The sequence below is a fragment of the Bacillus sp. JJ1773 genome, from assembly GCF_036962035.1.
GTDB lineage: Bacteria > Bacillota > Bacilli > Bacillales > Cytobacillaceae > Cytobacillus.
On sequence record NZ_JBALNX010000024.1, the window covers coordinates 13,440 to 34,587 of the forward strand.

Annotated in this window: 24 protein-coding genes, 1 pseudogene and 1 riboswitch; of the genes and pseudogenes, 10 read left to right on the forward strand and 15 right to left on the reverse strand. The window is 34.8% G+C overall.

All coding sequences use genetic code 11. The features are described 5' to 3' along the window. Positions 1-158: 158 nt before the first annotated feature. Complete coding sequence (locus V7127_RS05355; protein ID WP_335484173.1) at positions 159-575, forward strand: DUF1284 domain-containing protein; 417 nt, start codon at positions 159-161, stop codon at positions 573-575. A gap of 332 nt (positions 576-907) precedes the next feature. Here V7127_RS05355 and V7127_RS05360 read toward each other — a convergent pair whose 3' ends face one another. Beyond that, complete coding sequence (locus V7127_RS05360) at positions 908-1,849, reverse strand: aldo/keto reductase (protein WP_335484175.1); 942 nt, start codon at positions 1,847-1,849, stop codon at positions 908-910. Between the two features lie 154 nt (positions 1,850-2,003). Here V7127_RS05360 and V7127_RS05365 point away from each other — a divergent pair, with 154 nt between their 5' ends. Together V7127_RS05365 and V7127_RS05370 are read left to right on the forward strand one after the other, a co-directional pair. Then, positions 2,004-2,759: an IclR family transcriptional regulator gene (locus tag V7127_RS05365; RefSeq protein ID WP_335484177.1), complete on the forward strand. Its 756-nt coding sequence runs from the start codon at positions 2,004-2,006 to the stop codon at positions 2,757-2,759. Positions 2,760-2,791: 32 nt separating this feature from the next. Continuing rightward, positions 2,792-3,943 (forward strand): NADH-dependent flavin oxidoreductase, encoded by a 1,152-nt coding sequence (locus tag V7127_RS05370; protein ID WP_335484179.1) that lies wholly within the window; start codon positions 2,792-2,794, stop codon positions 3,941-3,943. Between the two features lie 115 nt (positions 3,944-4,058). Here V7127_RS05370 and V7127_RS05375 read toward each other — a convergent pair whose 3' ends face one another. From V7127_RS05375 to V7127_RS05395, 5 genes are all read right to left on the reverse strand, one after another. Then, positions 4,059-4,280, reverse strand: a complete 222-nt coding sequence (locus V7127_RS05375; protein WP_335345456.1) for a helix-turn-helix domain-containing protein — start codon at positions 4,278-4,280, stop codon at positions 4,059-4,061. 11 nt (positions 4,281-4,291) lie between these two features. After that, positions 4,292-4,771: a DUF2975 domain-containing protein gene (locus V7127_RS05380; protein ID WP_335484181.1), complete on the reverse strand. Its 480-nt coding sequence runs from the start codon at positions 4,769-4,771 to the stop codon at positions 4,292-4,294. A gap of 436 nt (positions 4,772-5,207) precedes the next feature. After that, positions 5,208-5,768: a GNAT family N-acetyltransferase gene (locus V7127_RS05385; RefSeq protein WP_335484183.1), complete on the reverse strand. Its 561-nt coding sequence runs from the start codon at positions 5,766-5,768 to the stop codon at positions 5,208-5,210. 96 nt (positions 5,769-5,864) lie between these two features. Continuing rightward, complete coding sequence (locus tag V7127_RS05390) at positions 5,865-6,380, reverse strand: ankyrin repeat domain-containing protein (RefSeq protein ID WP_335484185.1); 516 nt, start codon at positions 6,378-6,380, stop codon at positions 5,865-5,867. 54 nt (positions 6,381-6,434) lie between these two features. Continuing rightward, a complete protein-coding gene (locus V7127_RS05395) occupies positions 6,435-7,037 on the reverse strand; it encodes a hypothetical protein (RefSeq protein ID WP_335484187.1) in 603 nt (200 codons plus the stop codon). A gap of 464 nt (positions 7,038-7,501) precedes the next feature. On the opposite strand from V7127_RS05395, the gene V7127_RS05400 reads away from it, so the two are divergent. The 4 genes from V7127_RS05400 to V7127_RS05415 all read left to right on the forward strand — a co-directional run bounded on the left by V7127_RS05400 (position 7,502) and on the right by V7127_RS05415 (position 10,119). After that, complete coding sequence (locus V7127_RS05400) at positions 7,502-7,948, forward strand: hypothetical protein (protein WP_335484189.1); 447 nt, start codon at positions 7,502-7,504, stop codon at positions 7,946-7,948. A gap of 1 nt (position 7,949) precedes the next feature. After that, a complete protein-coding gene (locus V7127_RS05405; RefSeq protein WP_335484192.1) occupies positions 7,950-8,177 on the forward strand; it encodes a helix-turn-helix transcriptional regulator in 228 nt (75 codons plus the stop codon). Between the two features lie 53 nt (positions 8,178-8,230). Continuing rightward, positions 8,231-8,932 carry a DUF4386 domain-containing protein gene (locus tag V7127_RS05410; RefSeq protein WP_335484195.1) on the forward strand — a complete coding sequence of 234 codons (702 nt, stop codon included), beginning with the start codon at positions 8,231-8,233 and terminating at the stop codon, positions 8,930-8,932. Between the two features lie 317 nt (positions 8,933-9,249). Next, positions 9,250-10,119, forward strand: a complete 870-nt coding sequence (locus V7127_RS05415; RefSeq protein ID WP_335355158.1) for an NAD(P)-dependent alcohol dehydrogenase — start codon at positions 9,250-9,252, stop codon at positions 10,117-10,119. Between the two features lie 174 nt (positions 10,120-10,293). Here V7127_RS05415 and V7127_RS05420 read toward each other — a convergent pair whose 3' ends face one another. From V7127_RS05420 to V7127_RS05440, 5 genes are all read right to left on the reverse strand, one after another. After that, positions 10,294-10,851: a cysteine hydrolase family protein gene (locus V7127_RS05420; RefSeq protein ID WP_335355157.1), complete on the reverse strand. Its 558-nt coding sequence runs from the start codon at positions 10,849-10,851 to the stop codon at positions 10,294-10,296. A gap of 415 nt (positions 10,852-11,266) precedes the next feature. Then, positions 11,267-11,668, reverse strand: coding sequence for an acylphosphatase (locus V7127_RS05425; RefSeq protein ID WP_335484197.1), 402 nt, complete (start codon positions 11,666-11,668; stop codon positions 11,267-11,269). Positions 11,669-11,830: 162 nt separating this feature from the next. After that, positions 11,831-12,208 carry a VOC family protein gene (locus V7127_RS05430; RefSeq protein WP_335484199.1) on the reverse strand — a complete coding sequence of 126 codons (378 nt, stop codon included), beginning with the start codon at positions 12,206-12,208 and terminating at the stop codon, positions 11,831-11,833. Positions 12,209-12,421: 213 nt separating this feature from the next. Next, positions 12,422-12,952 (reverse strand): GNAT family N-acetyltransferase, encoded by a 531-nt coding sequence (locus tag V7127_RS05435; RefSeq protein WP_335484200.1) that lies wholly within the window; start codon positions 12,950-12,952, stop codon positions 12,422-12,424. Between the two features lie 349 nt (positions 12,953-13,301). Beyond that, a complete protein-coding gene (locus V7127_RS05440) occupies positions 13,302-14,054 on the reverse strand; it encodes a cyclase family protein (protein ID WP_335484202.1) in 753 nt (250 codons plus the stop codon). Between the two features lie 91 nt (positions 14,055-14,145). Further along, positions 14,146-14,247: riboswitch (SAM riboswitch) on the reverse strand. 489 nt (positions 14,248-14,736) lie between these two features. Here V7127_RS05440 and V7127_RS05445 point away from each other — a divergent pair. Beyond that, positions 14,737-15,609, forward strand: coding sequence for a MurR/RpiR family transcriptional regulator (locus V7127_RS05445; protein WP_335484204.1), 873 nt, complete (start codon positions 14,737-14,739; stop codon positions 15,607-15,609). 112 nt (positions 15,610-15,721) lie between these two features. Here V7127_RS05445 and V7127_RS05450 read toward each other — a convergent pair. Both V7127_RS05450 and V7127_RS25850 read right to left on the reverse strand, forming a co-directional pair. Beyond that, positions 15,722-15,958, reverse strand: a pseudogene (locus V7127_RS05450) (alanine dehydrogenase); the annotation flags it as partial. A gap of 157 nt (positions 15,959-16,115) precedes the next feature. Further along, positions 16,116-16,274, reverse strand: coding sequence for an aminotransferase class V-fold PLP-dependent enzyme (locus tag V7127_RS25850; protein WP_438823970.1), 159 nt, complete (start codon positions 16,272-16,274; stop codon positions 16,116-16,118). 213 nt (positions 16,275-16,487) lie between these two features. Between V7127_RS25850 and V7127_RS05455 the strand changes: the two genes are divergently transcribed. Further along, a complete protein-coding gene (locus V7127_RS05455) occupies positions 16,488-17,789 on the forward strand; it encodes an aminotransferase class V-fold PLP-dependent enzyme (RefSeq protein WP_335484206.1) in 1,302 nt (433 codons plus the stop codon). A gap of 336 nt (positions 17,790-18,125) precedes the next feature. After that, positions 18,126-19,394: a dicarboxylate/amino acid:cation symporter gene (locus tag V7127_RS05460; protein ID WP_335484208.1), complete on the forward strand. Its 1,269-nt coding sequence runs from the start codon at positions 18,126-18,128 to the stop codon at positions 19,392-19,394. Positions 19,395-19,793: 399 nt separating this feature from the next. Here V7127_RS05460 and V7127_RS05465 read toward each other — a convergent pair whose 3' ends face one another. Then, the gene (locus V7127_RS05465; RefSeq protein WP_335484210.1) at positions 19,794-20,012 is read right to left on the reverse strand and encodes a hypothetical protein; all 219 of its coding nucleotides are present in this window, start codon (positions 20,010-20,012) and stop codon (positions 19,794-19,796) included. A 428-nt stretch (positions 20,013-20,440) separates the two neighbouring features. Beyond that, a complete protein-coding gene (locus V7127_RS05470) occupies positions 20,441-21,076 on the reverse strand; it encodes an FMN-dependent NADH-azoreductase (protein ID WP_335355635.1) in 636 nt (211 codons plus the stop codon). Between the last annotated feature and the right edge of the window lie 72 nt (positions 21,077-21,148).

Below are 21,148 nucleotides of genomic sequence, written 5' to 3' on the forward strand. Positions count from 1 at the left end.
TTCTTTATCTCTTTCAAATTTCATTCAAGAACCGTTCGTGAAACAAAAAAGTTCCCATTAAATTAGGTTTGATATGTTATGATGATTGATATGTGTTAACTAGTAATCCCTTTTAGTTAACACTTCAATTTTGTTGAACTTGTATATGGGGGAGAGTTATGTATAAACTGCGAGGTCATCATCTTTTTTGCCTTCTGGGCTATCGGGGTATGGGTTATTCCGAAGAATACGTGGAAAATATGACGCATTTGCATCAAACGTTGAGAAATAACCCCAAGACGTTAATTCAGCTAATAAAGGGACCTGATCAGCTGTGTGAAAAATACCCAAACTCAGGGAAATACCACTGCCAAGACGATCATATTTATGATAGAGATGCCGCTATTCTAGAGAAAATGGGGCTTAAAATCGGGCAAATTTTGAGTTGGGAGGAGATTGAGTCGTGCATTCGAAAGTATGTCATCCCTTCCGATATTCAAATTGTGTGTGAAACTTGTTCCTGGCGTTCATATGGAGTTTGTGAAGAAGGTATTCAAGAGATTCATGAAGGGAAGGGCTTGAGGTTAGTTAAATAAGTCCCCCTTTTTTTCTTCTATTTGTTGGTCTATATTACTATTTCTAATTAATCCATAAATGATAAGACCAATTAAAAATAGACATAGAAACATAAATGTAACGGTATAACCTATATCATTTTCTTAATAATTTTGAAAAGCAAACATTCCCATTGCAATAGCATTAATAAAAAGACTAAATAGTATCAGTGGATGAATTTTTATTCTATCCATTATTCCCCACCCCCTACATTAGGATTTTACCATATTCAATATGGAGTAAAGAGGAAAAACGCAATTCATGCTAGAGAATTGCGCTTTCAATGACTTTCGGACAACTGCATTGTAAAGACTCAGTTGTTATTTAGAATATCGTTAATAATGTTTACCTCTTCCTTAGAAAAACTAATTTCGCTTGCTTGAACGTTTTCACGGATGCGTTCTTTTCGTTTACCTCCTGGAATGACTGAGTCAACACCCTCCTGAGAGAGTAACCAAGCTAGCGCTAAGTTAGGAAGAGTTGTTTCTTTTTGCGTAGCGATTTCTTTTAATTTGTCCACTGTTTTAAGTATTTGTTGGAATTGGTCACCTTGGAATAATGGAACTGAATTGCGCCAATCTTGTGTATCCAATTTAGAGTCTTTTGTGAAACCACCACCAAGCAAACCAAATGCTAACGGGCCATATGGAATAAAGGAAATATTATTTTCAATACAATACGGTAATAAATCTGCTTCAGCTGACCGATCTAACATATTGTAAGGTGATTGCAAGACGGAAATCTCGTCATGAATGTTTGCCTCTTTTAATTGCTCAAGTGAAACATTCGAAATCCCAATGGCACGAATTTTTCCTTCTTTTTTTAAGCGGGCTAATTCTCCAATAGATTCAGCAAACGGTGTTACTTGATCTGGAAAGTGTAAATAATACAAATCCACGTAGTCTAATTGCATTCTTTGTAAACTCTTTTCAACTGCTTCTCGCAAATATTCAGGACGATTATCCGTTTTTACTGAGCCATCGCTGGACCAATGTTGCGCTCCCTTCGTTGCAATCACTAAGTCATCTCGTTTAAATTCTTTTAATACTTCACCAACTAATTCTTCAGAACGACCAAGACCATAAATATCAGCTGTATCAATAAAATTCACCCCGATGTTTAATGCTTCCCTTACAAAATCTTTTCCATCTTCCTCACTTAAATTTTGGAATAAATTATGCCCACCAACTGCATTTGTACCAACTCCAATGACTGATGCTTCAAGATTAGATTTTTTTAATGTTGTATATTTCATTGTTTTTGCCTCCTAACATTGATTAGCTATATCATAGTTTTTTAAAATGAGACTCACAAATTCCTTTGAACAAGTTTCAAATAATGAAACTCATTCTGTATAGTTTGAGTCCAAAAAATAAAACATCTATACTATCTGAGACTGAGGTGATGAAATGGCACAGAATGAAGTATCGACATTAAAAAAGGGCCTTCTCGTTTTAGAATTAGTAAAACAGCGTAAAGGCATTATGTTAAGAGAAGTGATGGACGAACAGAAATTAAGTAAATCTACGGCTTTTCGGATTTTAACTACCCTAGAAGATATGGGATATGTTTATAAACTTCAAGCTCAATATTTTATTCATCATAAAATGTTTTGCGAAAGCTTTGAAAAACGTTCAGAAATGGATTGGGCTTCATTACGTTCAATTTACCAACTGGCACAAAATTTACAGATGAGTACCTATATAGGAAAAGTGGACGGGACCGATCTTGTTATGACGCAAGTATTACACACTCCCTTTCAGGAATCAGCAGACGAAGAAATTGGAAATCGTTCAAAACTACATCAATCCGCTTTAGGAAAAGTGATCTTAGCTAATTTAGATGAAGAATTGCTAGCTTCCATATTTGATAAATTGTCACTTGAACGTGCAACAAAAAATACGTTTCAAGACTCACAACTATTTCATTATCATTTAAAGGCTATTCGTGATGACGGTTATGCATTTGATGATGAGGAACGTATTGTTGGTATTCGCTGTGTCGCCGTTCCTGTTTTTCGCAATCAAGAGGTTATAGCTGCCTTAGCAATTGCAGCACCTGCTAATCAAATTTCTCGTAGCAATATTAAACAGTTCGCCACAAAATTACATGCAGGCAGTAACGCCATTTCAAAAGAAATAGAAACTTTAGTCAATATACATTAAATCATTCATCGAATGATGATCGGAGGTATACCATGAAAAACAACTATCAGAAATTATTTCAAGAATATACATTTAAAAGTGGTGTTCATGTAAAAAATCGCCTCATGATGGCTCCAATGACAACATTTTCCGCAGATGAAAATGACTATGTTTCACAGGAAGAACTTAATTATTACAAGGAACGTGCGAATGGTGTCGGAACGATTATTACAGCTTGTGCATATGTTTCAAAAAATGGCAAAGGTTTCGATGGTCAAATGGGTATTGATCATGATGGTATAATTGATGGTCTTTCCAAATTAGCAGATGTTATTCACTCTGGTGGTGCTAAAGGAGTTGTTCAACTTTATCATGGTGGCCGTTTAGCAGTCCCAAGACTTATTCCAACTGGAGAAACCGTAAGTGCAAGTGCTGTCGCCCCCCTTGTAGACCGTGGATTTTATAATATCGAACAGACACCGAGAGCACTAACCACGGAAGAAGTATATAAAATAATAAAGTACTTTGGTGACGCAACACGCCGTACAATCGAAGCCGGATTTGATGGAGTCGAATTGCACGGTGCAACAGGTTATTTACTACAGCAGTTTGTTTCACCACATTCGAATCAACGAACAGATGAGTTCCAAAATCGCTATTTATTTGCCATAAAACTAATCGATGAAGTGAAGCGTGTTATTAAAGAACATGCAACAAAACCATTCTTAATAGGTTATCGTTTTTCACCTGAAGAACCCGAAACACCAGGAATCACGATGAAAGAAACATTTGAGTTACTTGATGAATTAATGAAAGCAGATATTGATTATATTCATATTGCCACAACGAATGCTCGGGCTAAGCCGCGTAGAGGAATTAATAGTGAAAAATCACGTACAGAATTAATTGCAGAATATATTGACGGACGTGTGCCAGTCATTGGTGTTGGAAATATTCATACCCCAGATGAAGCAGCACTTGTATTTGAGAAAGGAAAAACAGACTTTATCGCACTCGGACGAGCATTAGTGGTTGATCCTTATTGGGTTGAAAAAGTACAACAACATGAAGAAGAAACCATTAGACACCAACTAACAACTACCGATCAACATCAAGCTTTTATTCCAACTCCTTTATGGAAATTAATTTTAGAGGTCGAGGGTTGGTTTCCTGTTGTACGATTGGAGCAATTGCAAAAAAAGTAGCTTTATGAGCTACTTTTTTTGTATACATCTACATCTTTAATTTAAGGGAAATTAAGTGAGCCTTCTTTTTCACCCAGTTCAATCTCATGTTTTCATCATAAAAAATGCTATTTTATTATTCTTTAGTATCTTCGTCATTTTTGTATTCTAAAATATCCCCAGGCTGGCAATCTAAAGCCTTACAAATCGCCTCTAAAGTTGAAAATCTAATCGCTTTTGCCTTTCCATTTTTCAAGATAGAAAGGTTTGCCATTGTGATTCCAACCCGCTCGGAAAGTTCTGTTACGCTCATTTTCCTTTTAGCCAGCATCACATCAATATTAATTATAATCGCCATTGTTATTCACCTCAAACCGTTAAATCATTTTCTGATTTTATATCGATTGCATTTTTTAATAGCTTTTGAAGAACAGCGGCAAAGACGGCAATCACCATAGAAGCAAAAGGAACAACCAATCCCACAAAGATGACACCTGGGGCATCGTCTACTTCCGCAAAGAGATAGAAAAGCGGCAAGACTAGCAGATGCAAGATACTGATTGTGATGGCACAGCGATTGATTTTCTTTAAAGCTATTACAGATAATTCGGAGAAAGCTTCACTTTTATCAATATATCGTAAAAGTTTGAATGCCTGATACAAAGCAAAGTAAAACGGGACCGCCGATGCATAAAAAACGATTGTAACGAGATATTTTGTATAAGCAAACTCAGGAAGCAATTTTGCTGTAACATTCCCTATCTCCGGAACCAAAAAGATGCATAAAGCAAGTACGGGGATTCCCATAAGAACAACAACGAACTTTAAAAAAAGTGTTTCTCTATTCATATTAAGCACCTCATTTATTTATTGTTAATGTGATTTTAATACATTATTTATCGTTTTACAATAAATAAATATTGTTTTCAGTTATATTATATTGTTACTTTAGATTTCCGGCAAAATAAAAAGTATTCCCTATTACAAGGAAATGCTCTATAGCTTGGACTGTTTTCGACTAGTCTTATTGATGTGGTTTAATATTTAGAAACAAGGAGCAATTTTAGGGATCCAAAGCACAAATGGAATTTATTACCACACAGAAACTAAAAAAGTAGGTGGAGTCACGAAAAAAAGAATGACAGCATTTTCATTTAAAAATTTTTCCCATTTATGCTTCAAATAGGCTGTTATTTTGACACTTTCACCAGTAATGTAATTAGCGAGAAAAAGACCGACTTGAGTCGGTCTTTCAGTATTTCAAGATATGTAACATTAAACTAATTCACTCATTAGCAACAAAACCTAGTTTCTTTTCCCGCTTGTTCCCAATATAACTTCCATCTTGTACATCACCAACATACATATATCCAAGTCTTTCATAATACTCGTTAAGCTTGATATTTGAAGCCTGACAGTCTAATCTAACCGCATCGACATCGTTATCAAGTGCCATCTGTTCACATAAGTTGATCATTTTCATCCCAACACCTGGAACCTCTGTATCGCTAACAAGGTTGTGTATATAGTAATTTTTTGACCCATCGTTAGTCCATCGCTTATCTTCTTCGAGCAATACGACCGCACCAACAACCTTACCCGTCAGTTTATCTTCCATAACGTAAAGTTGACCAGCTTCAACTTTGTTTTCAAAATAGTCTCTTGGATACGATTCGAGATAATTTGTTTTATTCCACTGATTTAAATTGTTTTTATCCATCCATATAATCCGCTTTTCTATAAGTTGATATATTTCATCAACATCTCTTGTTACTGCTCTCCTAAAAGCATAATTATCCAAGCTTGACCGAGTACCATCCTTTGTCATATTGTTATAACCTGCCATTTCAAATACAAATATTCACAATCACCTTCTAAATTATTTTAACATAAAAGATTCCAATCCTTGATTTTCAAAATAAACCCAAATTGACATTTTGTGTCAGGCTAAACCAGCATAATGACGCAATAGTTCAGCAACTTGATTATTCCCTTGTTCTATCGCTATGTCCAATGCCGTTTTTCCACCATCAACCTTTGCATGAACAGAAGCACCATGTTTAATAAGAAGACTAATCAAGTCCGAGTTATTATCATGAAATGCAGCAGTATGTAGGGCTGTATGCCCATTGCTATCAAAAATATTTGTTTTCGCTTTATTCCTTAAAAGGAGTTCATTGACTTCTACATTTCGTTCTCCTGCGATTGCAGCATGAAGAGCTGTATTTGAAGGAATAAACTCTATCTTAGAATGAGAAACGGCATTTATATCTGCATTGTAATTTAATAGGATCTGTACGGCATCTTTATTTCCAAAATGCGATGCAATTCCTAGTGGTGTTAATCCTTGCTCATTTTCTAAATTTGATAAAGATGGGTTAGATATAAGAGCCTTTTCTAATGCAGCAAGATCGTTAGATTCAATAGCTTGAAATACATCATTCACCTTTAAATTCACAATAATCCCTCCATTGTCTTTTAATCATTGAATTAAAAATATAATAAAATGAATTTACTTTACTTCAATTTGTATTAAATTTGTATCCATTTTCAATCGTTCTCTTAATTCATCTGTCATATTAAAAGAGAACTTTTGACCAGCTTTTACATCTGCTAGCTGATAACCTCGTGCTGTATTAACAGTGCCATCCATTCCAATTGGTATCCAATTAGAAGTATCGATATTTAACAAATGGTCAATATAATTCCCACTAACTTTTCCTTTATCTAACCATTCTGCAGGTAAAAAATCGTGCCCCAATATCTTTTCAGATAATAAAATTTCAACTTCCCCCGCTGAAATAGTTATTTGTCCGTTTTTAGGTATAGATTCCCCATTAACCTCTAACTCATATAAAAACTGATTTTGTGCGAATTCCAACATTTCTTCATCTGATAAATGATTGATCACTTGCTTGATGGTCGTCACTAAATACTGATTACGTTCATTGAGAAAATCATTTTGTGTTTGCAACGATTCTATTTCATTTGTATCGATGTCAACTTCATCTACCAAACTTTGAGCCTGATCTTGTTTTTCGTTTTGCTCATTACTACACCCAACTAGCGAAAATAGACTTAATGTAATTCCAGTAAATAATAATTTTTTTAGCATGTTTAGGCTCCATTCCTATACATATTTCCTAATAGCGCACAACTCTCCTGCTTCGTTAGTTGAATAATTTCAACAAAAAGAGCGATAATCCTTCTTGTATCAACAAACCAATTCGTTTAAGAAGTCATCATTTGTTTTTTAGAGTAAATCTATAATGTAAAAATCCTTCTATTCCAAACTAATACCAAAATTGAAACATTACTTCCGTTTCCTTTTTAAAATCTTAAGTGATTTTTCCTACTTACTCACAATGAAAGTAATTGTATACAAATTCAAACTACAAATGTTGGTTACTTGCTTATACATAAGATGAGTCACTAGGAAGACCGGATATTGCCTCAATGGAAATGTATGGTTATTTTTTCTATTTTATGTAACAAAATATTGACTTTATGTATAGTTTATATTACATTATGTTTAATAAACTTAACATGATGTAAAAATAACCATACTAGGAGGTAATTATGACGTACCAAGAAAAGAAAAGTATCTTATCGTTGATTAGTACAATTCTTATTTTTGGATTTTATTGTTTGTATATGTACCCTCAGTATCCCGGCGGGGAGATGGAGTCAGCTGAGTCTTTTCGTTATTGGGGTTCCTTCGTCCTTGTCTTGACTTTGGTGTCAATTGTTGCACACATCATTATCAGTATTATATTTAACATCGTTTTTAGAATTACAACCAGAGAAAAGGAACCAAATTTTGCGGATGAACTGGATAAATTAATTGATTTAAAAGCGTTCCGAAATGCCTTTTTCGTGTTTATCATCGGCTTTCTTCTTGCCATGGGATCACTGATCATTTATCAGCCTTTACATGTAATGTTCATTATCCTGATCACTTCGGGATTCATTTCCGATTTAACCGGATCTGCTACAAGACTTTATCATTATCGGAAAGGAGTCTAATATGAGCAAAAAAAATCTTGTCGGCAATCACATTCGAAAATTACGATTTAATCATGATGAAATGACGCAGCTGCAATTGGCAGACAAGGTAGGCGTTACAAGACAGACAATCGTGGCTCTCGAAAAAGGAAACTACTCCCCATCTCTAGAATTGGCTTTTCGTATTGCTCATGCCTTTAACTTACCGTTGGAAGAGGTTTTCTTTTATGAGGATGACTCAAAGCTTTAGAATTTGTTTTTGCTTTACCGTTTGTCAATTTATTAAAGGAAGGGGATAAATTAATGAATTCAAACAAAAAAGCAGCCAAAATTGTGGGGGTACTGTTTATTCTTGCAGCCGTTTCGGCGGTTGCAGGTCTTATATTATACGACCCTATCCTGAACGGTCCCGATTACTTGATAAATGGTACGGAACATGCCAATCAAGTCGTACTGGGAGCAGTTATGGAACTCATTCTTGTCGTTTCAGCCGTTGGTACTGCAATAACCATGTTTCCGATTTTAAGAAAATATAATGAAACGATCGCACTAGGGCATGTTTGTTTCAGATTTCTAGAAGCGATTATTATTACTATTGGTGTAATCAGCGTACTGTCCCTTTTGACATTAAGCCGGGAGTTTGTTGCATTAGGGTCTCCGGATACCGCATCTTTCCAAACATCAGGCATAGTATTACATGCAATCCATGACTGGACATTTTTGCTTGGCCCCAATTTCATGCTAGGAATTAATACAATGATGTACAGTTATATATTTTATAAAACCAAGCTCGTACCAAGATTTATAGCCATTTTAGGTATGACAGGGGCAACTCTAATTTTTATTTGTGCCTTGTTCGTAATGTTCGGCGTATTTCCTCAACTTTCTGTTTGGGGTGGTATTCTGGCTATACCGGTAGCAGCGAATGAAATGATTTTAGCAGTTTGGCTTATCGTAAAAGGATTCAATCAGTCTGCACTTGCCTCATTGTTTGCAAAAAAGTAAAACGATTTGCAGGAAAGCTTGCATAGTGATTTATCAAAAATTGATCGGAATAAAATTAACTGAATTTTTAGAAATAAAGAGAAATACATTTGAGAATATTACATGTTAGAGAAGGATATTTTGGGACTTCAAATTGTCATCGTTTTGGGATCTCTCTATATGTTGAGAATTGCATTCACGATAATGAAATAATAACTAAACTAAAAAGAATCAAGGAGGTTAAATAGATGAAAGCGGCTATTTACAGTTCCTATGGTCCCCCTGAAGTACTGGAGATACAGGATGTAGAACAACCATTTATTAAGGATGACGATAGGGTGTTGATCAGAGTGCATAACGCGTCAGTCAATGTATTTGATACTCTTTACCGAAAGGGCTATTTGCCTACAAGGTTAGATAATGGTATGACAAAACCAAAAAATCACATACTGGGCATTGACGTGGCGGGGACGGTAGAAGCAATAGGTAAAAACGTGCAACGATTTAAGGTTGGCGATCATGTTTTCGGCAGTTGTTTCGGCTCCCATGCAGAATATGTCTCACCTCGTGAGAATTCCCTTAGTCTTATGCCGAAGAACTTAACTTTTGAGGAGGCAGCGGCTATACCATGTGCGGCTCAGACTGCACTGCAAGCATTGCGAGATGCAGCACAGATAAAGCATGGCCAAAGGGTTTTAATCTATGGTGCATCAGGCGGTGTCGGTCACTTTGCTGTTCAGCTTGCTAAATATTTCAAGGCCGAGGTAACGGCTGTTTGCAGCACCTCAAATCTTCAGTGGGTTAAAGAACTTGGAGCAGATTACGTTCTCGATTACACCAAGGAAGATTTCGTAAATAACGGAAAAAAGTACGATATCATTCTAGATGCGGTCGGTAAGCGAACCTTTTTCAGCTGTATGAGTTCTTTAACGCAGACGGGAGTTTATATTACAGAACACGCAATTTATCCAAAGTATCACCCCATTCAATTAATGATAGGTTCATTGATTGGTCGCAAGAAAGCAAAGGTTCATCTTACCAAACCGAATGATAGGGATATGGATTTCTTACGCAGTCTAGTGGAAGAAAAGAAATTAAGACCTGTTGTTGAAAAATGCTTTCCTTTGGATCAAATAGTAGAGGCTCACCGGCATGTCGAAATTGGGCGTACAAAGGGGAAGGTTGTTTTGGAAATCAAGACGGGCTGATTGGAATTCCAAATGTAACGAAAAATATGATTACTGCTCACTAAGGGAATTGGAATATCAGGATGTCATACCTCAACTTAATAAATTGTACTAATTAAAATAACCCAATTCCTTATTAAGAAATTTGGGTTATTTTACTGTTTATAAGAAATATCTCTATACCATATTTTCTATTTACCTATATGAATCATGAATAGGATGGAACAAATCTTCCATTGCATTTCTGACAACTGAAAAGTGTTCCACATTGTAATGACCATGAAGTGTTTCATTATGATGCTTGATAATTTGTTCTGCACTTAAAGCACGGCTGTCTGTTGTTGAATGTCCATCACCTACTAATGTGACATCCAAACCACTAATAGTGGCTGTTCTGACTGCACTGTCTATACAGTGTTGGGTTTTACACCCCATCATGACAACATGCTCAATCTTTTGAGATTTTAGGTGATTCAGTAGTCCTGTTCCATGAAAAGAATTCGTTGAAGTTTTATCAAAAATCTTTGAATCCGTAGGCACATTAATTTCTTCGTGAACCTGAAATCCTTTACCTTTCCCTTCAGCAACATCTAAATCCCTTACAAAGACAACTGGAACACTGGATTCTTTTGCTTTTTCAATTACTAAATTGATATTCCTAATAAGTTGATCTTTATTAAAAACTGCACTTTCTTCTTGATTTCCCTCAATTAACTCTTGTTGGGCATCAATAATTAACAATGTTTGATTCAAATGATTTTCCCCTTTCAATTGTGGGGAAACGCTATTTTAAATTTATTTAGACGTATTCCCCTTAGAATTATTCACGCCAAAATATTTTTTGTTTGCCATAATATCTACCCCCTAAATTAAAGATTGCCTAAAAATTTCCCTATTGGAATTTTCAGACAGATAAATCATAACACAATACCTTTTAAAATAATACTCTAATAATAGTGCTGTGTAATTAATAAGTTTATTTCAGTAAACTGCCCTTTCCTTTAGTCAAAAAAGACCGCCATAGTGACGATCTCATTGTTGTGTTAACGTACCCTTTAGCCTTCCATGAATCAGAAATCCACCACAGAGAATGAAAGATAATTATGTTCTTTAATAGTAGTTTAATAAGGACAGAGCCCAAGAAAATCTTTTGCATACACTTACTTATTTATCTTACTATTGTTAAGTCTTCCCTATTCTCACTAAGAGGAATGTTTATGACATCACATTTCTTTACAGATGCACGTTTCAAAGACTTCATGGATGTTATTAGTAATTCTACTTTCGTTTCTTCCCCCTGCAGTTCTGCTTCTACACTTCCATCTTCTAAATTTTTTACCCATCCTGTTAAGTTCAATCTTTGAGCCATAGTAAATAATTCCAAACGGAATCCTACTTTTTGAACTCTCCCAGAAAAGATAACTTTTTTTCTTACTATATTGCTTGAATCAAATTCGGGAATATTAATACTATTGGCATGCCAAATAACGTAAGCATCTCTTAATCTTTTAAATGCATTCATTCTTTTTATCCCCTTTTTTAAAGTATTATGATAAATTTCTTTCTTCAACTAACCTCCCAATTCGTATTATATGGTCACCAAATGGCTGCTAGTTCTTCCTTCATTAACCTGCACCGGTTACTTTAAGTAAAAAATGCGCTCCTCGTTATTGAAAAGCATTACACCCGATAGTAAAACAAGAAAAGTTGCTAACCAAAACCTTAAAATAATTTATTGGCAAACTCCCAAAGGATTATCGTCAGGATCATAGAAAGTAAAAAATTTAGTCGTTCCTTCTCTACTAATTAGATTTACTTTTACATTCTTCTCAAGTAAAAATTTATAAGTTTCTTCTATATCGTGAGGAATAAAATTATAATATTTCCCTACACCGAAATTATTATCTGGAAACTTCATTGGTTGATGATTTGGAGTTTTAACAAGACATACTACTGTTTGAGATTGTTCTCCAATCTTCATTACAGCAGCTTCTTTTTCAATGTAAATTAATTTAAACCCAAGAATCTCTTCATACCATTTTGCCGACAATTCTGGGTCTTTAACGGGAATAAATACTCCTTCCATACCTATTAAAATTGGTTTTGTCATATTATTTATCTCCTTATGGGTTCTTATTATTTTCACAATTCGGTAAATAATATGAAAAACCTTCATTGAATTTCTTAATTACAGGAATGCTGCTCGTTATTTTAAGTACAAACCTTCGTAAGTTACTGTCGCACTAACATATAAAAAGTTGACTCTAGGAGCCCGTAAATGCGCACATGAGTCAACTTTTCATATCAAAGCTATAAATCTTGTCTATTTAACAAACTTATACATTAAAACATCGTCTACATATTCATCATCGCTAAACTTAAACTCTTTTACTTTGCGCCCTTCCTCGACAAACCCTAGCTTTTTATATAGCTCTATGGCTCTTGAATTCGTGGAGAACGTCCCTAATGAAACTTTTTCGATCACTGGATGCTGCGCTGCCCATGAGAGGATCTCATTGATCAAAAGCTTGCCGATCCCCTTATTTCGATAGTCTTTCTGAAGCATGATGGCGATGGATCCTGTGTGGTGCATCCTTTGTCTATCTTGTGACTGGAACACGATCCAACCTACAACTCTTCGATGCATTTCAGCAACAAACATCGTTTCTCTTTCATGCTCGAGGATCTTTGTTATCCATTCTTTATGCTCTTCCACCGTCTTATTGAACTCTTCTGAAACCGCTATAAAATAGTCCTTTTCATTAATGACCTCACGTTGAATATCAAGGATGGCTTCAGCATCTTCTATTCGAACCGTCCGAATCATAGCTTTGTCGTCTTGTTTTGATGACATGCTTTTCCCCCTCTATCTTAATAATAAAAAAAGAGCCTCTTTACTTTAAATACTTTTTCTTCAAATTCCAACTATATTTTAACATAAAAATCCAGTTATCTTTGTGTCTGTTCATTCACTGTATGACCCTTAACACAAAGAAAGAGCGCAATTGTTACTACAGATAAAAATTCACTCATTCTTGCACGATAATCGGTTCTGGAACTAATCTACTTAGTCAATGCAACAAGAAAAAGCTGCCCATTGGCAGCTCTGTTTCCCTAAACCCGCAAGCTATCTGCAGATTGTGTCCCAAGAATAAACGAATATTTGAACGATCAGACAAAAACCTTACCTAGTTTCTACGTGATTATGGCAAAATCGCAAAAGAACGTACTGGAAATCCAGATGCCTTTTCGGGCTTAGGACAAATATTGAAGATGACCGCCCCTTTTGCTGGTACTTTATCCAAGTTTGTTAATAATTCCACTTGAAACCTATCTTGCTCCAGCACATAGTATTCGCCAATGAGTGAAACATTTTTGCGGACATCGATCGCTGCATCTGTATCAAATGTTTCATGGCCGACAGCATTAATCTGTCTTTCTTCAAATAAAAACTTTAAGGCGTCAATTCCCCAACCAGGGCTGTGGCTATTTCCCTCTTCATCTTTATTTTCAAATGCCTCCTTGTTCGGCCAGCGATGACTCCAGTCTGTACGCAAGGCGACAAATGTACCTGCTTCTATTCTTCCATGCTCTGCTTCAAAGTTTAGGATGTCCTCTACAGATAAGATAAAGTCATGATTTTCTTCTGTTTCCTTCGACTTATCAATTACAACAAGAGGCAGAACTAGTTCCTTTAACTCTATCTCATCCAAGAAACGCTTGTTGCGAACGAAATGAATGGGTGCATCAATATGTGTTCCATATTGTCCGGGAAAATTAAAACGTTGTGCAAAAAAGCCATCATCATGAGTGAAAAGTGTTTTAAACTCCGCATCTTCAAAAGCTGCAAAATGAGGAGAATCCGGGCCAAACGTATGTGTGAGATCCACCCATTCCTTACTTTGCAAAACTTCAATCGCCTTCAATAGCTCATTTTCTGTTTTAACCGCTGTCATTACAATCACCTCGTAAATGAAATTATAAATCAAAAAACCCTCTTCTAAAAAATAAGAAGAGGGGTAAATAGACAACTGAAATGACCGGCTCTTCTTATCTTCTAGCATGATGCTACTGGAATTGGCACAGTACTATTAAAAGTCTGCTGCCGAGGTTTCATAGGGCCAGTCCCTCTACCTCTCTTGATAAGAAAAAATTCAAAATATTAAATTATGATTCCTACTATACACTTAAAATAGAGATTGTCAACATTGAATTGAAAATTTTCCCACAAATCTACTTTTACACTCAACTAGCTATATTAGATTGCTGGCGATACTCTTGACGAGTATTTGGCAATTAAAAAATGCTATTAATGGCAGTATGTTTTTGAAAATAAAAAAGCCAAAAATATGCATAAAATGAATGGAAATTTGCATTTTTTCGGCTTTTTTATAATTTGGGATATTGAAGAAAAGCGCCCTATTGAACAACTATTATTTTGAGAAAGCACTCCGTTTAATACAAAATTACTCTAGGAATAAATAATATTAGTCAGTTAGCTTTTTATCTATTTCGGTTATGAATTGATTTGAGATTCTAAATATTTCGTTTGTGTAAAATACCATAAAAATGCTTCATGCTTTATATAATTCTAATTTCCTATATAATAACAAATAGGAGTATATGGAGGTATATTAAATGGATTCATCACAAAAGTCCTTAAAATCAATAATAAGTAACTCCAAGCTAACAAAAAAAGAAGAGGAAATAGCAGAATATATATTAAGTAATTTAACAAATGCGTGTCTTGTAACATCAATAGAATTGGCTAATCGATTACATGTTAGCAATGCAACGATTATCCGATTCTCTAAAAAATTAGGTTTTTCTGGATATAGTGATTTTCAAAAGTATTTAAGAGAACAGTGTTATGAAGGAAGTCTGGCAATATCTGATGATGTTACCATACCTTCTGAAAGATTGAAGCTGAGTTATGATAAAGTTAAACAAACAGATTTATTAAATGACAATTTGAAAATACTTGAAAAAAATATTTTCTCTATATCAGAGAAAAACTCATCTGAAGAATTCAATAAGGCAATAAATTATATCATCACTGCTAGAAGAGTTTATATTTTAGGTAGTAGAGCTAGAGTTGGTTTAACGGAGATAATGGGAGTATTCCTTAATCAGATTATTGATAATGTAGTTATTAATAGTACTAATTCATTTACACCGTTTGATACCTTGTCTTCCTGTAGCAAGGATGATTGTGTCATTATTTTTTCATTTCCAAGATACTCTGAAGTAGACATTGCAGCAGCCAAAATGGCAAATGAGGCCAATGCAAAGGTTATCATCATTACTGATAAAGCAACTGCACCCATAGCACATTTTGCTGATGTACTACTTTTAGTTTCAGTTGATAGTAATGCTTTCTTCAATTCTTACACTCCGGTATTATTTTTAGCTGAGTTGATATGTACACATGTAAGTAGGGCTACAGTTATTCAAAGTGAAGAAAAATTAGAAAGAATTAATAAACATATCAGTCAGTTTGGAATGTTTTAATAAAAAGGGAAATCAGAAAGTCGATATAAAATACGACTTTCTGGACAGCCCATTTATCCACAATTAAATACTAGTTAATACCTTTTTAAGAGCATCTTCAATGTTCATGTATTTAAAAACCTAGATCTTTTGCGACCACTTCAAACGTAATTTCTACCTTCGCTACGTTGACACCACGTTTCAATGCTTCATTTTCAGAAATTGCTTTAAATACACCTTCATTCGCAATTTGTAAAGCATAAGGAACTGTTACATTAGTTTAGGCTATTGTAGACGTTCTTGGAACAGCTACAGGGATGTTAGATTCTGCATAATGAATAACATCGTGCTCCTTAATAGTTGCCATATCCTCCAATTACAAAATTAGTAGCAACAGTTACAATGGAATATTCATCAAAAGGATTTCTCTTAGGATTTTCTAAATATGTAATGTAGTCAGCAAACTGCGAAGGAACTTTAATATTAATTTACGAATAAAATTTGGATCCATTTTTTCAATCAGTTCTTCACGTATTTATAAAAAAACCCATCCCAAAAGGATTTCCAATCCACTTTTCCCCTCCAGCGCAATAAAAATCCACACCAGATTCTTTTACATTGACGCTCATTGCACCGACTTCTTGAACCCCATCAATTAACACCAGCCTGTCACTTTGACCGATAATTTGCGTAGTTTTTAAGTGTTATTTTGCACTTCCAACTAAACAACTAGCTTTACATGAAGATTTACTAGCTTTTTAGTTATTTTATCTGAATCTTTTATTTTTTTATTGTAATCAGAAAATGGCTGTGATAAAATCAAAATGAAGAAAAATCTTCATTTATTTTTTTTTATGAAGAAATGAAAACGCTTTTATTATGGCAGAGGAGGCTCAAAATTGAACGATTACAAATTGGGAAAACTAATGGATGAGAAACTATTAGACAAACTACGCGACAAATTTGCTTTTCTTGACCAAGATCCAGACTATGGAGAAAGACTGTTTTTTGATAATTCAGGTGGTTCTTTAAGATTAAAAGAGACTATCAAGGTGAAGGAAAAAATTGATTTATTACCAGATTGTCCTGAAAGGTATCATCAAAGAGCAATAGATTTTAATAGCATTATGGACAGATGTACAAATGATGTATTAAATGTAATGTTCGGGGGAAAGACCGGTTCCCTCATCACCGATTTAACTGCATCTCAAGCAATGTTTAAAATGGTTTCAACTGTTATTGAGAATGTTGAAGGGACCAATGTTGTCACTACTAATATTGAACATCCTTCCTCTTATGATGCAGTAAAATTCTATTGTAAAAAGAACAATAAAGAATTTAGGGTCGCTGAAGCAAATGTTCATACAGGGTTTGTTGACCCTGAATCAATTGTAGAAAAAATTGATGAGAATACTATTTTGTTAAGTGTAATAGCATCAAGTAATATATCAGGAAATATTATGGATCTCGAGAATATTATAAAATTGGCTAGAGCCAAAAAGCCGGATTTATATATCATTGTCGATGCTGTGCAGCATATGCCACATGGGACTCTCGATGTAGAAAAACTCGGCATAGATGGAGCTAACTTTGCACCATATAAGTTTATGGCATCAAGAGGAATTGGATTTGCCTATGTTTCTGATAGATTATCTAAACTTCCACATCAAAAACTAATTGCAAAGGATGATAGTGTTTGGGAACTTGGCTCCCCTTCACCTGCTTTATTTGCATCCATGTCGGCAGTTATCGATTATATATCCTGGTTAGGTTCGTATGACAGTATAGGAGACATGTCTAGAAGAGATTTGTACCTTAAAGGTATGGAAAAAATAGTCTTACATGAAAGAGCACTGCTACATAGACTACTTGAAGGCAGTGATAAAGTTGAAGGATTGAGACACATGGATAACGTAAAAGTTTTTGCAGATTATCCAGATTTAACGAAAAGAGACCTCATTGTTGCAATAGGAATTGAGGATAAAGATTATGAACAACTTAGAAAAGATTATCAGGATAGAGGGGTTACAGTATATGAACGTGTGAATACTAGTGTTTATTCCAAACGTATACTAGAGGCTATTGGCTTAACAGGCGCTATCAGAGTTTCTCCTTTCCATTGTCATACTGTAGATGATATCGATAAATTTTTATTTGTAACAAAAGAATTATCTGTCACTAGAGAATTGGCAAGTTCATAAATTATGGGTGGGCTATCAAATGGAGTTATTCTGACATCCACCTCATGGATAGATTGAACAAAGGAATGTAGGAGCATCGACTCTGTGAGACATGGGAGGGTACACCGCCGTGAGTCACGTGGAGATTCATTTGTGCGACCATAAGGGGAATTTACTCTTCCACTAAAAGGGAAAAGGGTAGTAGATTATATTTCCACGCCCTCTAATATCTAAATATTCGGAATCATAATCCTATCCATGACTCTTTTGTCATTAATATTTAGATCAATGCGAAAAATTGAGAAAACGGGAGTATCTTTAAGAAAACTATTAGTTTATAGAGGGAGAGCGTATGATATGAGATGGTGGTTTAGCAGAGAATTATACGTTAAAATTTTTATCGGGATTATTCTTGGCGTTATCATTGGATTAACAATGGGAAATGCAGCCGATGTTGTTCTTAAACCCATAGGCGAAATATTTCTTAGGTTATTAAAAATGTTAATCGCGCCCGTAATATTTTTTACAATAGTTAGTGGCATCACGACAATGGAAAGTGTTAAATCTTTAAGATCTATAGGTGGAAAATTATTATTCTATTATTTATCTACTTCTGTATTAGCAGTAATTATTGGTTTGGCAGTTGGATGGATTGTTCAACCAGGTAAACAAGGAATGATCTTTTCCGAAACAGACAAAACAACTGAAGAAATAGCTAAATTTAATTTTATCGATTCCCTAGTTAGTTATGTACCCACTAATCCTTTTCAAGCTTTAGTTGAAGGGAATGTTTTACAAATTCTTTTCTTTTCAATATTCTTTGGCATAGTGTTATTACTGTTAGGAGACAAAGTCAAAACGCTCACTGATGTAATGCGTCAAGGCGCTGATGCCACGATAAAAATTACAGATATCGTTATGAAATTTTCACCTTATGGTATTTTAGCTTTAGTCGTTCAAATGGTAAATAGTTTAAGTATTTCAACTTTAGCTGAAGTAGGAAAATTTATTATCGCTGATTACATAGCTTTAATTATTGTTTTGATTATCGTTTATCCATTACAGCTAAAATTATTGGCAAAAATAAAAACAATACCATTCTTCAAAGCCATATCACCTTCAATCTTGATAGCGGCGAGTACTACTTCTTCCGCAGCTACATTGCCAATAAATTTAAGAGTTGCTGACAAGAATCTGAAGATACCGGAAAAGATATATGGGTTCGGCCTAACTATAGGAGCTACAGTAAATACAAACGGTATGGCAGTAGCTATTGGGGTAATCGCTATATTTGCATGTAATATTTATGGAGTGCCTCTAACACTGCCTCTATTGTTCCAGTTTGTGTTTTTGGGGCTTATCTTATCTGCCGGAGCCGCTGGAGTGAAGGGGGCAGGAATCGTACTATCAGCAACACTGTTATCAACAATGGGTTTGCCTTTGGAGTTGATACCTATCTTGGCAGCTATTTGGCCACTGATAGATATTGGACATACTACTGTTAATGTAGCTGGTGATTTAGTTGGCGTTTCAGTTATAGCAGCTAGAGGTGATGAGATGGATGTTGAAGCGTTTAATAATCCAGTATTGGTGTCAAACAATGATATGCATCAGGGGAAATTCTAAAAAGATAGGCTCTTTGTCAATTGTTAGGGTAAAAACATAAAGTGTCGTAAAGCAGGGGATATAATTACTCTGCTTTTCTGCTTTTCCCTTTATAGGTGTACATTGCAAAAAAATCCAATCTACTTCTTTATTATACTACTAAAATTAGGTACAATCTTTCCAAACATCACAGTGAAGTTGTACCATATGAGACTACACATCTTCTCTTTTATTAATCCTGTTTCAATAAAAACCTGTAATCTTTAATTGGTATGTCTAAAAAATACATTTATTCTGTTACTAGCTGACAAATGCTTATCTATCAAAATTTCACCAATAGCCAATAATTTAGAAAAAAATATTCACACAATAAGAGAAGAAGTCGACTCGCCGACTTCTTTATCATTCCTTATTTTTACCTTATGAAGGTGTTACAATGGCTGCAGGGGAAGTACCTATTTCAGGCTCATCATCTTCATCGCTGAATTTTGCCTGCAATTCAAGGTTTGCTGTTGTTTCCTCAGTACTTCCTTTTGTTGTGCCATGGACCTTACCATCTTCGAGCTGTTCAATGATTTTCATTTCTGCCTCAGCAACCTCATTAGCTGATTTTCGCTCGTTCACCATAATCATCTCCATGTTTAATTATTAATCTGTATAATCCCCAATAATAACTTTTGTAATCTCTTTATTTAAATAAGCATTTCTAACCAAACTTATTACTTTAAATATTTACAGTGTTAAAGCATCGGACCTTCATCATCTCATAAATATTTCAACATAAATATTCAGTTTTCTTTAAAGTGTGTTATTCAACTAAATGGCCTTAAATGGCAAAAGCACTTTCCTTATTACAGAAAAGCGCCCTTTTCATGAATACTTGAGTTCAAGATAATATTAATAACGTTCTTAGAATTGCCCACGTTTATTGAGTAGTTAATTGGGGGGAGTAACAAAGTTTTATGAATGACCTTGGATAAAAAGGCTAACTCACAAGAGATATTCTCAAATCTTTGAAAATAGACACTTTGAATTAGCCTCAAGTCATTAGATTTACTCGCAATTAATTAAAAAGTATGAGCTAAGTCCTTTGCACGAGCAATTCCATTTTCTTTGATTTCTTGTGCTTTATCTGGCATAGCATTATGTCCTTCTATAAATAAACCATCAAAAGAAGGGACACCAAAGAAATTCATGATTACACTTAAGAAGCGATGACCCATTTCTACACCAGCAGCTGGACCTTCTGAATAAACACCTCCACGGGCTTGAATATGAAGTGCTTTTTTATCTGTTAATAGACCAACTGGACCTTGTTCGGTATATTTAAAAGTTTTCCCTGCAACTGCAATAGAGTCAATATACGCTTTCATTACTGGTGGGAATGAAAAATTCCATAAAGGTGTCACAAATACATATTTATCTCCTGACATAAACTGTTCACTCAGTTCATTAAGACGCCCCACTTTTTCTTTTTCTTCTGCTGAAAGCTCTTCGAATCCTTTACCAGATTGAAGTTTTCCCCATCCACTGAAAACATCCGTATCAATATGAGGGATATTCTCTTTATATAAATCAATGTGAATGACTTCATCATTCGGATTTACTTCTTTGTATGTATCAATAAATGCTTTTCCTGCAGCCATACTGAAAGATTGTGTTTCATCATTTGGATGAGCTGTAATGTATAATACTTTGGCCATCTTATTTCACCTTCTGTTTTATTATTTACAGTTTTTTTAACTTAAAATTTTTTCAGCCTACACTATGTAAAG